Raw genomic sequence first — 14523 nt, forward strand, 5'->3', positions numbered from 1 at the left:
ACGGGCTGGTAGCGTTACCGGGCGGCTCTTCTTTTCAGGCTCCACAGGTACGCCGCCCAGCAGGAGAGATTCTCGATGAACCGCATTGCCCTGGCCACGACGCTGCTGCTCGGCGCGATGACGGCGGCCGCGGGGGCCGCCGCACAGACCAAGGTGCCGGGCGACCCGCATGTAGGCGACCCGGTCGGCATCGTCGCCGATCCCTGCCCCGCCCACCCGGCGCCCACCGACGGCCCCGGCTGGCAGGCGTGGAACCTCCACATGCTGACCCGCGATTTTGGCCAGATCTGCCGCTACCACGCGCTGAACCAGCAGCTCAGGGCATCGGGCGAACCGGTGCGTGTGGTGTTCATGGGTGACTCGATCACCGACAATTGGATCAACCTCGACAAGACCATGTTCGTCGGCGGGCTGGTCGATCGCGGCATCAGCGGCCAGACCACGCCGCAGATGCTGGTCCGCTTCCGCGAGGACGTGCTCGCGCTGAAGCCCAAGGCGGTCCACATCATGGCCGCGACCAATGATGTCGCCGGCAACACCGGTGCCTCGACGATGGAGATCGTCGAGGGCAACATCGCGACCATGGCGGAACTCGCCCGTGCCCATGGCATCAAGGTGATCATCGCCTCCACCCCGCCGGCCGCCGCCTTCCCGTGGAGCCCCGGCAAGCAGCCGAGCCCGCAGATCGTCGCGCTCAACGGCTGGCTGCGCCACTATGCTGCGCAGAACCACTTCACCTTCGTTGACTATCATGCCGCGCTGGCGACGCCCGAGGGCGGGATGAAGCCCGGGCTGTCGAGCGACGGGGTTCATCCGACCGCCGCCGGCTATGCGATCATGAAGCCGCTGGCGCTCGCCGCGATCCGTCAAACCCTGGGAGCCAAGTGACCATGGACGTCAACCGCCGCTCGCTGCTCGCCGGCATCGCCGCGACCGGCGTCGCCAGCCGCGCGCTGGCGCAAAGCCCGATGGGCGTCGCTGCCGGGCCGGTGAAGCCGACCTGGGAATCGCTGGTCGACCACTATCGCTATCCCGAGTGGTTCCGCAATGCCAAGCTCGGCCTGTGGTCGCATTGGGGGCCGCAGTCGGTCCCCGAGCAGGGCGACTGGTACGGCCGCTTCATGTACATGCAGGGCCACCCGATGTACGAGCATCACCTCAAGACCTACGGTCATCCGACCGTGTCGGGGATGATGGAGGTCCAGAACCGCTGGACCGCGGCGCGCTGGGACCCGGACGCGCTGATCGCGCGCTACCAGAAGGCCGGCGCCAAATATTTCATGTCGCTCGCCTGCCACCACGACAATCTCGACTGCTACGACAGCCGCTACCACGCCTGGAACTCGCTGCGGGTGGGGCCCAAGAAGGACATCGTCGGCACCTGGGAACAGGCCGCGCGCCGCGCGGGGCTCAAGTTCGGCGTGTCCAATCATGCCGCGCACAGCTGGCATTGGTACCAGCCCGCTTATGGCTATGATCCGGTCGGCGAGCACAAGGGCCAGCGCTACGACGCGTTCCGGCTGCGCAAGGCCGACGGCAAGGGCCAATGGTGGGAGGGGCTCGACCCGCAGCAGCTCTACACCGGCGGCCACGCGGTGATGCCGAACGGCATCGACAGCATCGCCGGCATGAACAAATGGCATGACGCCAACGACGGCCAGTGGGTCGAGACCCCGCCGCCGAACGATCCCGGCTATGTCACCAAATGGCTCCTCCGCCAGATCGACCTGATGGAAAAGTACAAGCCCGACATCTGCTATTTCGACGATTACGGCCTGCCGTTCGGCCCGGTCGGTCTGCAGGCCGCGGCGGATTACTACAACCGGTCGATCCAGTGGCACGGCAAGATCGACGTCGTCCTCACCGGCAAGCAGTTGAAGCCCAACCAGCGCTTCGGCATCGTCCAGGATGTCGAACGCGGCTTCACCGATCATCTGTGGGACGAGCCGTGGCAGACCGACACCTGCCTTGGCGATTGGTTCTACAACGTCGCCCGGCTCAACGACAAAAGCTACAAGACTGCCGAGCAGGTGATCCAGCGGCTCGCCGACGTGATCAGCAAGAACGGTAATCTGCTGCTCTCGGTGCCGCAGCCCGGCGACGGCTCGATCGACAGCGAGGAGGAAAAGATCCTCGACGGCATGACCGCCTGGATGGCGATCAACGACGAGGCCGTGTTCGGCTCGCGGCCGTGGCGCGCCTATGGCGAGGGGCCAACCAAGCTCCAGGTCGGCATGCAGAACGAGCAGACGGCCGGCGCCTTCACCGCGCAGGACGTGCGCTTCACCACCAACAAGGGCGCGCTCTACGCCTTCTTCCTCAGCCCGCCGCGCGGGGATGTCGCGATCAAGACGCTAGGCCTTGATCGCCTCAAGGACGCGGGGATCGAGCGGGTGACGCTACTCGGCGGCGGCACGCTGCCGCACCGCCGTGACGGCGCAGCGCTGCATGTCGCGATGCCGGGCACGACGGCGTCCGGCTTCGTGCCGGTGCTCAAGATCGAGGGTCGCGGGCTCGTCTGAGCGGGCGGGGCGCGAGCGCGGCCACGCCGGCAAGTCTCGCCCCCCTTATTTTTCTGCACCGTCTACGATCACGCCGTCATCCCAGCGCAAGCTGGGATCTCTCACGGCTCCTGCCCCGCGCTCGCCTCACAAGACCAGCTTGCGCCGCGATAAACAAAAAGTCGCCCCGGATCACCGGCCGAAGCCGATCATCCGAGGCGATCAGGGGAGGAACGTTGTGGTCCGCGGCAGCCGTTGAGCCGCCGCGGACGGATCAGTTGCGCATGCGGAAGGAGATGCCGAAGCGGCGGTCGTTCAGCTCATAGTTACGCGGATTGGTCGCGTAATATTGGTAGCTGTCATACCGCGATTTGGTCAGGTTAATAGCATCGACGGTAACCGACACCTTCGGGGTGAAGTTGAAGCCGATCGAGGCGTCGAGCTGACCGTAGGCACGGTTGTAGATCGGGATGCCGCCCGTGCCATTGCCGGCGCTGTCGGCGAGATAGCTGCTGCGCCAATTGTAGGCAACGCGAGCGCTCAGGCCGTACTTCTCGTAAAGACCAACGAGGTTGTAGCTCCACTTGGACAAGCCCTGGAGCTGCGTCGGCACGGTCTGGCCGTTCTGCAGCGTGCCGCTCGCGCCGGGTGCGCTGCTGTCGACATAGGTAACGTTGGCCTGCGCGCCGAGGCCCGACAGGGGTCCCGGCAGGAAGTCGAAGAAGGTGTTGCCGCCGACTTCAGCGCCCTTCACCGTGCCGCGTGTGCCGTTGACATATTCCGTGACGAGGAAGGTCTGATCAGCCTGCCCCGGCACCGCATAGGTCTCATTGCGCGTCGTCTGGAAAGTGAAGTTCTTCAGCTTCTTGTAGAACAGCGTGCCGTACAGGAAGGTGGTCCGCGACGCGTTCCACTCAAGCGCGACGTCCGCCTGGTCAGTGGTCAACGGCTTCAGCAGCGGGTTACCGCCGGTACCGGTGTTGTTGTTGCTCGGCGCATAACCGATCGTGGTCGTACCGTCCGGACCCAGGATCGCGTTATAACCAATACCCAACGTGCGGTTGGCGTTGAGCTGCGAGAAGTCCGGCCGTGCCAGCCCCTCCGACGCCGCAGCGCGAAGCTGCAGGCGGTCGGTGACGTGCGCGCGCAAATTGATGCTCGGCAGAACCTTCGTGTACGACTGGCTCGCAGAATAAGGTGAGTCGGTGGTGGTCGTGCCGGTCGCCGCCAGCAGATCCGTCCGATACGTCAGGCGCACCGAACCGCTTGCGTCATTATCGGTCTTGACCACGCGCAGCGCGACGTTGCCGTCAATCGGTAGCCCCGCCTTAAACTTGAAGTAAGCCGCCAGATAGCCTGCGTAAGTCTTCTCACGCTGCGTGTTGATGTCCTGATCACTGAAGGTGGACAGTCCGCGCCCGGTTAACGACTGGAAGGCCGCCGCCGCATTGTCGAACAGGTTGGCCGAGATGTACGGCACCTGCCCGATAATGTTGGCGCCGTCGCCGCCGAACAGCGTGCTGTACGGGCTGAGCAACCCGGGAACGCTTGCGCTGTTAAGCGTCGTGCCAGCCGTCACCGCCGTCCAGTTGTACGGCGTGCTGCGATTGACCGCGTCGCGGTCAGTGTAACGCAGACCGCCTTGGATCGAGGTCAGGAAGCTATCGTCGTCGAAATCCCACTCGAGGTCGAGCCGCGCTGCCTTCTGAGTCGCGACGCTGTCCTCGAAATGGTCCATCAGTGCGGTGGCGCGATAGCCCGCAAGATCAGTCAGCGAGGTGCCCGGCGCAGGCTGGAAGCTGATCGCGGGCAGATCGCCGCTGAGATCGATCGAGTAGCCCGCCAGATCCTTTTGCGCAAAGGCCGTATAGCTGGCGACCTTGGCGGTTGCGCGCTCATACTGCAGGTCGAGGTTGACATGCAGGCGATCGGTAGGCTGCCACTTGGCGCCGCCAGCCCAATCGGTCGTGGTCGTGGTCGAGAACGCGACCTGGGTGTTGTCCTGCACGTTGAGAGCGGTGTTGACGTACGGCGGCACCGAATAGGCCGGCGTGAAGCCGTTGAAGCCACCGGAGACGAAGTTGCCGCTTGAGTCGAAGTTGAAGCCGCTGGCGTTGGGCTGGAAGTTGTTGAGGTAATCGGTGCTCGTGCTGTTGGTCACGAAGCTCGAATAGTTAGGGGTGTACAACTTGTAGCGCGACTGGAAGAAGGTGCCGTAGAACTGCAGGTTGCTTGCCGGTTCCCACTGCGCGGCCGCGTAGAGACCACGGCGCTTGCGGCTGCCCTCGGTCACCTGGATACCGGCGCCATCCGGCATCGACAGGGTCTGGCCGGCGTAACCGGGAATGTTGGTGACGGGAACATAGGGCTCGATTGTCGCCTGATCACGGCGGAACGAGCTCTCATAATAGGACGCGTCAACCAGGAAGCCGAAGTCACCAATCCCGGTGTTTTCCCAGGTCTTGCTGACCAGCACCGAGCCGTTGAAGCGCGCGTCCTTGGCAAGGTCGAAATAGTTGGCGCCCATGTTCGCAGAGAGCACGAAGCCCTTCTCGTCGAACGGCATGCGGGTGCGCAGGTTGACGAGGCCGCCGATACCGCCCTCGATCTCCTTGGCCGACGGATCCTTGTAGACGTCGACCCCGGCGAGCAGTTCGGAAGGCACGTCCTCGAAGCTCAGCGAGCGACCGCCGCTGCCGCCAAACACGTCCCGGCCGTTGAGCTCGGTCTTGACCTGCGTAAGGCCACGGATCGCGATGCCGGAACCTTCGCCATAGTTGCGGCTGATCTGGATGCCCGAGACGCGCTGCAGCGCTTCGGCGACGTTCTTGTCGGGGAGCTTGCCGATGTCCGTCGACGTGATTGAGTCAACGAACTGGTCGGAGTTGAACTTCAGCGCCTGCGCGGACGCAAGGCTGGCGCGCAGGCCGGTGACAACGATGTCCGGGCCGCTATCGGCCTGCGCCGCGGTATCGGCCTGCTCGACAGTGCCGGCCTGATCGGCGGGAATGGCGGTCTGGGTTCCGCTGGCGTCGCGCGGCAGCGAGCCGTTGACGGGGGTCCCGAGCGCACCGGTCGGCGACGTCGCCGACTGGGCGGCCGCGCCAGTACCAGGCTTGGCCGCCTCGGCCTGGACCGGGCCGGTCGAGTCTTGGGCTTGGGCAGCCGAACCCGTGGCGATAATTGCGACGATCGACGCCCCTGCAAGCCAGGAAAGGCGCGAGCGCTGACCATTGCTGTTGAACCGAATACGCATCGAAACCCTCCAAGCTGCGGCTCATCCGAGAGCCGAGCGCTGTAAAACCATGAGGGAATGACGCGGCAGCGGTTGCGCCGCAGGTCCTCCCCTTTCACAAGCTGGCCTTCGCTTCCCGCATGGCAGACGGGCCAGTCTTGATGTTATCGCTACCGCGGACCGGATCGGCCGTCAAGATGGACGCTAGTGGTTGCAAACAAATTGCGTATGACGTGCTTCGCGACCCGGCATGTCTCGGAGACCTAATGCAAATGTTTAACGGCGCCCAAATCAGATCGATCCTCATCATCGGCGGCGGCACCGCCGGTTGGATGACGGCCGCCGCGCTCAGCCGTGCACTTGCTGCCGCTAACATATCGATAACATTGGTTGAGTCAGATCAAATCGGCACCGTTGGCGTCGGTGAGGCAACGATCCCACCGATCCGCGAACTGAACGCGATGCTGGGGATCGACGAGGATGCGTTCGTTCGCGCGACCCAGGCGACGTTCAAGCTCGGCATCGCCTTTGAAAACTGGCGCGCGGTCGGCCACCGCTATCTCCATCCGTTCGGCCGCATCGGTGCCGACATCGGGCCGCTGCCCTTCCATCATTATTGGCAAGCGCTGCGGGCCGTCGATCTCGAAGCTGCCGGGCCGCTCGGTGCGTACAGCCTGCCGGCCATGGCGGCGGCAGCCGGCAAATTCTGCCGGCCGAGCGAGGATTCGCGCAACACCCTGTCCAACATCTCCTATGCCTTTCATTTCGACGCCGGCCTCTATGCGCGCTTTCTCCGAAGCCGCGCCGAAATCGGCGGCGTCATCCGTCAGGAAGGTCGCATCGTTGGCACGAGCCTAGCCGACGATGGTAGCGTGCGCGACGTAACGCTGGAAGACGGCCGAACGCTTGGCGCCGACCTGTTTATCGATTGCTCGGGCTTCCAGGGCCTGCTGATCGAGGGTGCGCTTGCTACCGGCTACGAGGACTGGAGCCATTGGCTGCCATGCGATCGCGCGCTGGCAATGCCGACCACGCGTGATGCTGCGCCGCCGCCGTTCACCAGATCAATTGCCGAGACCGCTGGCTGGCAATGGCGCATCCCACTCCAGCATCGAATGGGCAACGGCCACGTCTTCGCCAGCGCCTTTACCACCCCAGACGACGCCGAGCGCGTGCTGCGCGCGACGGCACAGGGCACGCCGTTGGCCGAGCCACGGATGCTGCGCTTCACCGCAGGCCGGCGCCGGCAGGCATGGAATCGCAACGTCGTCGCCATCGGTCTTGCCGCCGGTTTCCTTGAGCCGCTCGAATCAACCAGCATTCATCTCGTTCAGTCGGCGGTCACTCGGCTGCTAGCGTTATTTCCCGATCGCGGATTTGCCGTCGCCGACATCGACTATTTCAACCGCACCACGGCAGCGGAATATGAGCGTATCCGCGACTTTCTGATCCTCCATTATCACGTCACCGAACGCACCGATTCGCCATTCTGGGATCACGTGCGGACCATGGCGATCCCCGATACGCTCGCCGCGCGCCTGGCGCTCTACCGCAGCCACGGGCGTTTCTTTCCGGAAGCATTAGATCTGTTCCTGGAACCAAGCTGGATCGCGGTGATGGAGGGTCAGGGCCTTAGCCCCGAGCACCCCGATCCGATGGCGCAACTGGCGGCGGGGCGCCTGCCAACCCTGTTGCCCCGCATTCGCGGCGCCATTGCCAAGGCAGTTGAGGCGATGCCGACCCACGAGGCCTTCATCGCCGCCCATTGCGCCGCGGCGGGCTGACCAACGCGTTACCGATACGCCCCCATCGTCACCTTGAGCAGCACCGGCCGATCGATCAGGTTGATCCCATAGTCGGTCTGGTCGCCGTTCCAGATGCGGTCCATCACCCAGCGGCCATCGGTGAAATGGCCTTCCTCGACGCGCACCACCATGCCATTGGCGGGGCCGCCCGCGCGGGTGCCGAACGCGACGCGGACGTGATCGCCGGTGAACAGGAATTCGTTGGCCGAGAGCTGCGCGACGGTGACGCCGCCGACCGGCTGGCTCGCCCAGGGCGCCGGATCGGACTTGAGCCAGGTCCAGTCCTTCTGGCCGAACTGCCATTCGCCCCAGTTGGCGGTGATCGTCCAGTCGCCCATCACGGTCGATTGCGCGGCGCCATCGTCGGGCTTGAACGCGCCCCAGGTGGGATGCTCGAACGCGATCTTCGCCCAGGCACGATCCATGCCGGCGAACACGGCATAGGATTTGGCAAGCCCGCCGATCGTCTCGTCGCTGAGGTCGCGGGCGCCGAGCGGGTAATTGTAGAAGCCGGTGTCATCCATCCCGAACGGCGAATAGCCGATCGCGCCGCGCCCCATCGCGCCATAGAAGAAGCGGGCGAACTCGCGCGAATTGCCGATTTCGGGCACCATCAGCGCATTGTCAGGCCGGTTGTACTTGTCGAGATACTGAACGACGTTGGCGCTGACCTTGTCGTAGATGTCAGGTGCGGCGAAATCGAGCGCCGGCGCTGCGGCCTTCCAGATGTCGAGCACATCCTGCTGCGGCCCGCCGCTGGCGACGCCCGTCGGATCGGGGACGTTGGAGGGGCCGGCGAGCGCGGCGTTGACGTACATCGGGATCGGCTTCACCGCCTTGCCTGCCGCGGCGATCTCGCCGACGTAGCGCGCGGTGTACCAGGTGTTGAAGGCGCGATCCGCTTGGCCACCGAAGGCCTGTGCCCAAGTCCCCTTCTTGCCCACCTTGCGCGCCAGCTCGGCGGGAATGGTCTGGGCGAACAGCGTGTTGGCGGCCGCGCTGTAATCGCGCGGCGAGCGATAGCTGCCCACCTCATTCTCGGGCTGGACCAGGATCACGGTGTTCTGCGGGTCGTGCGCCTTGAGGTAGCCGATCAACGCCACAAATGCCTTCTTGTCGGCCTCCAGCGTGGTCCGGGCCAGCGGGGTGTGGACATAATGGTCCTTGCCCGCCTTGTCCTTCATCCGCGGGAACCGCTTGTTGTCGAGCTTGACCCAATCGGGGGTGTAGCCCGGCGCGGTATTCTTCCAGGTGCCGAACCACAGCAGGATCAGCCGCTTGTCGTGGCTGCGCGCCTCATCGAGCAGCGTCTGGACGAAGGAGAAGTCGAACTGGCCCTCCTGCGGCTCAATCTGCTGCCAGGCGACCGGGATTTCGACGCTATTGGCGTGGAGCCGATCGAGCGTCGGCCAGACCTGCGGCAGCGCCGAGGCATAGTTGCTCGAATTGTTGACCTGCGCCCCAAGCACCAGGAACGGGGCCCCGTCCACGATCAGCGCGTGGCGGCCGTTCTTCGTCTCGATATGGGGCACCGCCGTCGCTGCGCCGGTTGACGGTGCGGGGGCAGACTGGGCGTATGCGGGCGAAACGCCGCCGGCGGCGAGCAGCGTGCTCGCGAGCAGGGTGGCCAATCGAATCATTATCATCCCCTCAGACGTGTCCAGCTTGCTCTGGATACCCGGGACGCCTCGCTGAAGGTCCCGGTCACTTGACGAGGGGTTATGGCCCGGTACGATAGCGGTAACAAGACCAGAGAGGATTTTCATGTCGCATATCGCCGCGTCGCTAGAGTCGGCCCTGCCCGCCGACTGGCACAGCGCGCTGCTGCTCGGCCGCGTCGATCTCGGCGAGGGCCCCACCCCGATCCTGATCAAGCAGGGCCAGGTCTATGACATGGCGCGCGTCGCCCCGACGGTGTCGGCGCTGGTCGCGCAAGGCTCGTTCGATGCCGCTGCCGGCGTGCCGCTCGGCGCGCTCGAGGCGCTCGGCCTGTCCGCCGCGGTCGATGCCCCGGCGCGGCTGCTCAGCCCGATCGACCTGCAATGCGTCAAGGCCGCCGGCGTCACCTTCGCGGTGTCGGCGGTCGAGCGCGTCATCGAGGAGCGCGCGCGCGGCGACTATACCAAGGCCGCCGAGGTCCGCGCCGGGCTCGAACAGCGGATGGGCGGCGACATCCGCTCGGTGGTGCCCGGGTCGCCCGAGGCCGCTGCGCTCAAGCAGGCGCTGATCGACGACGGCATGTGGTCGCAATATCTCGAGGTCGCGATCGGCCCGGATGCGGAGATCTTCACCAAGAGCCCGACGCTGTCGACGGTCGGCTGGGGCGCGCCGATCGGCATCCGCTCGGATTCCACCTGGAACAACCCCGAGCCCGAGGTCGTGCTGCTCGTCACCGCAGGCGGCAAGGTGGTCGGCGCGACGCTCGGTAACGATGTCAATTTGCGCGATTTCGAGGGTCGTTCGGCGCTGCTGCTGAGCAAGGCCAAGGACAATAACGCCTCCTGCTCGATCGGGCCGTTCATCCGCCTGTTCGACGACGGCTTCAGCCTCGACGACGTCCGGACGAGCGAAGTGACGCTGCGCATCGAGGGCGAGGATGGCTACACGCTCGACGGCCACAGCCAGATGAGCGAGATCAGCCGCGATCCCGAGGATCTTGTCGCCCAGGCGATGAGCGAGCATCATTATCCCGACGGCTTCGTGCTGTTCCTCGGCACGCTGTTCGCGCCGACCCAGGATCGCGACGAGCCCGGCCGCGGCTTCACCCACAAGCTCGGCGATGTGGTGACGATCGCCAATCCGCGGCTTGGCCTGCTGACCAACCGCGTCACCACCTCGCGCGACGCGCCGGCGTGGACGCTCGGCATCGGTGGGCTGATGACCAACCTCGCGGGCCGCGGGCTGCTCGGCGCATGATATCGGGTGGCGGGCGTATAGAGCCCGCCGCCGACGAGACGGAGAATGAATCAGTGTTGCAACAAACAAGCGTAGCCGGCGGCCGGGCGATCTACCCCAGCCTGCATGGCAAGCGCGTCGTCGTCACCGGTGGTGGATCGGGGATCGGCGAGGGCCTGGTCGAGGCGTTCGTCGCCCAGGGGTGCCAGGTCGCGTTCGTGGACATCGCCGATGCGGCGAGCCATGCCCTGGTCGAGCGGCTGTCGGCCGGTTCCGTTCACGCCCCGCTGTATCGTCACTGCGATCTCACCGATCTCGACGACCTCAAGCGCGTGTTCGCCGATCTCGAGGCGGCGCTCGGCGGCTTCGACATTCTGGTCAACAATGCCGGCAACGACGATCGCCATACCATCGACGAGGTGACGCCGGACTATTGGGACCAGCGGCTCAACGTCAATCTGCGCCATCAGTTCTTCGCCGCCCAGGCAGCGGCGCCGGCGATCAAGCGCGCCGGCGGCGGCGCGATCCTCAACTTCGGCTCGATCAGCTGGCACCTCGCGCTGCCCGATCTGGTGCTCTACCAGACCTGCAAGGCCGCGATCGAAGGCCTGACCCGCGCGCTGGCGCGTGACCTCGGCCGCAGCAACATCCGCGTCAACACCATCGTCCCCGGCAATGTGCAGACGCCGCGCCAGGAGAAGTGGTACACGCCCGAGGGCGAGGCGGAGATCGTCGCCGCGCAGTGCCTCGATGGCCGGATCCAGCCCTCCGACGTCGCGGCGCTTGTCCTGTTTCTTGCTTCGGATGACGCCAAGATGTGCACCGGTCACGATTATTTCATCGACGCAGGGTGGCGCTGAGTCATGGATAGCGAAGCCCTCCCGCTGGTGGCGGTCGGCGCCGAGCTCGCCGAAGGCCCGGTCTGGTCGCCGCGCGATTCGGCCTTGTGGTTCGTCGATATCAAGGCGCCCTGCGTCTACCGCTACACCCCGGCGACGCAGCAGCTCGATCGCTGGGACGCGCCGGCGCATGTCGGCTGGGTGCTGCCCGCCGATGACGGCAGCTGGATCGCCGGGCTCGCCAACGGCGTCCACCGCTTTGATCCCGCCGACGGCAGCTTCACCCTGCTTGCCGAGGTCGAGGGCGATGCCCCCAGCAACCGGCTCAACGACGCCGCGGTCGACAGCGCCGGGCGGATCTGGTTTGGCACCATGGACAATGACGAGGCCAACGCCACCGGTCACGTCTACCACTGGCATCGCGGCGCGGTGACCAAGGCCGCGGTCGCGCCGATCGTGATCACCAACGGCCCGGCGGTCGCGCCCGATGGCCGCACGCTCTACCTGGTCGACACGCTCGGGCTCGCGATCGACGCCCATCCGGTCGACGAGGCTGGCCATGTCGGCGAGGGCCGCCGCTTCCTCACCTGCGATCCCGCCAAGGGTCATCCCGATGGCGCGATCTGCGACGCCGAGGGTGGCGTCTGGGTCGGCTTCTACGGCGGCTGGGCGGCCCGGCGGTTCGCGCCGGACGGCACCCAAACCGCCGAGGTCCGTTTCCCGGTCGCCAATGTCACCAAGATCGCGCTTGGCGGCGAGGACGGGCTCACCGCCTTCGCCAGCACCGCGCGACAGGGGCTGTCGGCCGAGGAACTCGCCGCCCAGCCGCTCGCCGGCAACATCTTCACCTTCCGCGTCGACGTGCCGGGTGTTCCCGTCGCGCCGGTCCTGGCGGAATCGTAAAAGCGCCGCGAGAGCGCATCATGTGGAAGGAAGCCAAGTGAACGGCACAACTATACCCGCCCCCGACGCGAGCCGCGTCAACGGCGCGCTAATCGCCATGATCGTCGCGGTCGCCACCGTCGGCGGCTTCATGTTCGGCTATGATTCGGGCGTGATCAACGGCACCCAGAAGGGGATCGAGGCGGCGTTCGACCTCGGCCGCTTCGGCATCGGCGTCAACGTCGGCGCGATTCTCGTCGGCTCGTCGATCGGCGCGTTCGGCGCCGGCCGGCTCGCCGACATGATCGGCCGCCGCAACACCATGATGCTCGCTGCGGCGCTGTTCATCATCAGCGCACTGGGCGCCGGCGCCGCCGGTTCGTCGATCGTGTTCATCATCGCCCGGATCATCGGCGGCTTCGGCGTCGGCGCCGCCAGCGTCACCTCGCCGGTCTATATTTCCGAGGTGGTGCCCGCCAACATCCGCGGCCGGCTGACCAGCATCCAGCAGGTGATGATCATCTCCGGCCTGACCGGTGCGTTCGTCGCCAATTTCGCCTTGGCCCGGGTCGCGGGCGGTTCCACCGCCGAGTTCTGGGGCGGCTATCAGGCCTGGCGCTGGATGTTCTGGCTGCAGGTGATCCCCGCCGCGCTTTACCTCGTCGCCTTGTTCTTCATCCCGGAAAGCCCGCGCTATCTGGTGGTGCGCGGCCGCGATGCCGAGGCCGAGGGCGTTCTTACCCGCCTGCTCGGCGCCGGCGAGGCGCGCCGCAAGGTCGCCGAGATCCGCGCCTCGCTCGCGGTCGACCACCACAAGCCCAAGCTGTCTGACCTCGTCGACAAGCGCACCGGCAAGATCCGCCCGATCCTGTGGGCCGGCATCGGCCTTGCCGTGTTCCAGCAGCTCGTCGGCATCAACGTCGTCTTCTATTATGGCGCGACGCTGTGGGAAGCGGTCGGCTTCACCGAGGACAATGCCCTCCAGATCAACATCCTCTCGGGCGTGCTCTCGATCGGCGCCTGCCTGCTCACCATCGCGCTGATCGACAAGATCGGCCGCAAGCCGCTGCTGCTGGTCGGCTCGGCCGGCATGACCGTGACTCTGGGCGTCGTCGCCTGGGCCTTCTCCAACGCCATTCCCTCGGCCACTGGCGGCGTCACCCTGCCCGGCCACATCGGGCTGATCGCGCTGGTCGCGGCCAATCTCTATGTCATCTTCTTCAACGTCAGCTGGGGTCCGGTGATGTGGGTGATGCTCGGCGAGATGTTCCCCAACCAGATCCGCGGCTCGGCGCTCGCGGTGTCGGGGTTCGCGCAGTGGATCGCCAATGCGGTGATCTCGGTGAGCTTCCCCTCGTTGGTGGTCTCGCCCGGCCTCGCCATCACCTACATGGGCTATGCGATCGCCGCGCTGGTCTCCTTCTTCTTCGTGCGCGCCATGGTCACCGAGACCCGCGGGCGCGAGCTTGAGGACATGGTGGGCTGATGATCAGCCTCACCCACGCCGGCTGGGACCTCGATCTCCTGCCGGCGCTCGGCGGCTCGGTGGCAGCGTTGCGGCGCGGCGGGGCGGATATCTTCCGCCCCACCGCGCCCGGCGTCAACCATCCGCTGCTCACCGCCTGCTTTCCGCTGGTCCCTTATGCCAACCGCGTCGCCGACGGCCGCTTCGCGATCGATGGCAAGCATTACGCGCTGCCGCGCAATGTCGAGGGTCAGGATCACCCGCTCCACGGGGTCGGCTGGCTGGTGCCCTGGACGATCGACCAGGCCAGCGATCGCCACGCGACGCTGCGCCACGACCATGCCGGCGATGGGCATTGGCCCTGGGCCTATGCCGCAACACAATCCTTCATGCTCGATGACGACGGCCTGCGCGTCACCCTGTCGGTCACCAACCACGACGCGCGAGCGATGCCGGTGTCGCTCGGCTTCCACCCTTATTTCATGCGCGGGCCGGTCAGCACCGTCCGCTTCCACGCCGACGGCGTGTGGCTGGTCGATGCCGGGCTGCTGCCGACCGAGCAGGTCGCCGCGGATCGCCTCGGCGACTGGGCCGGGGGCGACACGCCGGATCGCGCGACGCTGATCGACAACAGCTATACCGGCTGGTCGGGCGAGGCGATCATTGCCCGTGCCGATGGCGACCTGCGCCTCGCCGGCGAGGGTACGCCCTTCCTCCACCTGTTCATGCCACCGGGCGAGGACTTCTTCTGCGTCGAGCCGGTGACCGCGATGCCCGACGGCCTCAACCGTGCCGCGCCGGTGCTGCTCGCGCCGGGCGAGACCAGGACGATCGCGATGTCGGTGACGGCGGCGGGCTGAGCATCCACCTCCAACCCGTCACCCCCGCGAAAGCCGGGGTG

At 66.2% G+C, this 14523-nt stretch carries 10 protein-coding genes; 8 read left to right on the forward strand and 2 right to left on the reverse strand.

Annotation, left to right across the window (positions count from 1 at the left end; all coding sequences use genetic code 11):
* The first annotated feature begins 75 nt into the window (after positions 1 to 75).
* Together AC07M8_RS13120 and AC07M8_RS13125 are read left to right on the forward strand one after the other, a co-directional pair.
* A complete protein-coding gene (locus AC07M8_RS13120) occupies positions 76 to 888 on the forward strand; it encodes an SGNH/GDSL hydrolase family protein (protein WP_495174774.1) in 813 nt (270 codons plus the stop codon).
* A 2-nt stretch (positions 889 to 890) separates the two neighbouring features.
* Positions 891 to 2522 (forward strand): alpha-L-fucosidase, encoded by a 1632-nt coding sequence (locus AC07M8_RS13125; protein ID WP_495174775.1) that lies wholly within the window; start codon positions 891 to 893, stop codon positions 2520 to 2522.
* A 253-nt stretch (positions 2523 to 2775) separates the two neighbouring features.
* Here the strand turns inward: AC07M8_RS13125 and AC07M8_RS13130 are convergent, their stop codons facing one another.
* Positions 2776 to 5757, reverse strand: a complete 2982-nt coding sequence (locus AC07M8_RS13130; RefSeq protein WP_495174776.1) for a TonB-dependent receptor — start codon at positions 5755 to 5757, stop codon at positions 2776 to 2778.
* A gap of 251 nt (positions 5758 to 6008) precedes the next feature.
* On the opposite strand from AC07M8_RS13130, the gene AC07M8_RS13135 reads away from it, so the two are divergent.
* The gene (locus AC07M8_RS13135) at positions 6009 to 7520 is read left to right on the forward strand and encodes a tryptophan halogenase family protein (RefSeq protein ID WP_495174777.1); all 1512 of its coding nucleotides are present in this window, start codon (positions 6009 to 6011) and stop codon (positions 7518 to 7520) included.
* An 8-nt stretch (positions 7521 to 7528) separates the two neighbouring features.
* Here the strand turns inward: AC07M8_RS13135 and AC07M8_RS13140 are convergent, their stop codons facing one another.
* Positions 7529 to 9181, reverse strand: a complete 1653-nt coding sequence (locus tag AC07M8_RS13140; protein WP_495174778.1) for a DUF5597 domain-containing protein — start codon at positions 9179 to 9181, stop codon at positions 7529 to 7531.
* Positions 9182 to 9305: 124 nt separating this feature from the next.
* Here AC07M8_RS13140 and AC07M8_RS13145 point away from each other — a divergent pair, with 124 nt between their 5' ends.
* Genes AC07M8_RS13145 through AC07M8_RS13165 form a run of 5 tightly spaced genes read left to right on the forward strand, consistent with a single transcriptional unit; the run spans position 9306 to position 14482 of the window.
* Positions 9306 to 10457, forward strand: coding sequence for a fumarylacetoacetate hydrolase family protein (locus tag AC07M8_RS13145; protein WP_495174779.1), 1152 nt, complete (start codon positions 9306 to 9308; stop codon positions 10455 to 10457).
* A 53-nt stretch (positions 10458 to 10510) separates the two neighbouring features.
* A complete protein-coding gene (xylB, locus tag AC07M8_RS13150; RefSeq protein ID WP_495174780.1) occupies positions 10511 to 11296 on the forward strand; it encodes a D-xylose 1-dehydrogenase in 786 nt (261 codons plus the stop codon).
* A 3-nt stretch (positions 11297 to 11299) separates the two neighbouring features.
* A complete protein-coding gene (locus AC07M8_RS13155; protein WP_495174781.1) occupies positions 11300 to 12178 on the forward strand; it encodes an SMP-30/gluconolactonase/LRE family protein in 879 nt (292 codons plus the stop codon).
* A 37-nt stretch (positions 12179 to 12215) separates the two neighbouring features.
* Positions 12216 to 13643 (forward strand): sugar porter family MFS transporter, encoded by a 1428-nt coding sequence (locus AC07M8_RS13160; RefSeq protein WP_495174782.1) that lies wholly within the window; start codon positions 12216 to 12218, stop codon positions 13641 to 13643.
* Positions 13643 to 14482, forward strand: coding sequence for an aldose 1-epimerase (locus AC07M8_RS13165; RefSeq protein WP_495174783.1), 840 nt, complete (start codon positions 13643 to 13645; stop codon positions 14480 to 14482). Before AC07M8_RS13160 ends, AC07M8_RS13165 begins: the two co-directional genes overlap by 1 nt.
* Positions 14483 to 14523 lie beyond the last annotated feature (41 nt).

The organism is Sphingomonas sp. GW821-FHT09E03, from assembly GCF_059416225.1.

Excerpts from the sequence above, each read along its gene's own strand:
- AC07M8_RS13120 (WP_495174774.1), top strand. The coding sequence starts at position 76 with ATGAACCGCATTGCCCTGGCCACGACGCTGCTGCTCGGCGCGATGACG.
- AC07M8_RS13125 (WP_495174775.1), top strand. The coding sequence starts at position 891 with ATGGACGTCAACCGCCGCTCGCTGCTCGCCGGCATCGCCGCGACCGGC.
- AC07M8_RS13130 (WP_495174776.1), bottom strand. The coding sequence starts at position 5,757 with ATGCGTATTCGGTTCAACAGCAATGGTCAGCGCTCGCGCCTTTCCTGG.
- AC07M8_RS13135 (WP_495174777.1), top strand. The coding sequence starts at position 6,009 with ATGTTTAACGGCGCCCAAATCAGATCGATCCTCATCATCGGCGGCGGC.
- AC07M8_RS13140 (WP_495174778.1), bottom strand. The coding sequence starts at position 9,181 with ATGATTCGATTGGCCACCCTGCTCGCGAGCACGCTGCTCGCCGCCGGC.
- AC07M8_RS13145 (WP_495174779.1), top strand. The coding sequence starts at position 9,306 with ATGTCGCATATCGCCGCGTCGCTAGAGTCGGCCCTGCCCGCCGACTGG.
- AC07M8_RS13155 (WP_495174781.1), top strand. The coding sequence starts at position 11,300 with ATGGATAGCGAAGCCCTCCCGCTGGTGGCGGTCGGCGCCGAGCTCGCC.
- AC07M8_RS13165 (WP_495174783.1), top strand. The coding sequence starts at position 13,643 with ATGATCAGCCTCACCCACGCCGGCTGGGACCTCGATCTCCTGCCGGCG.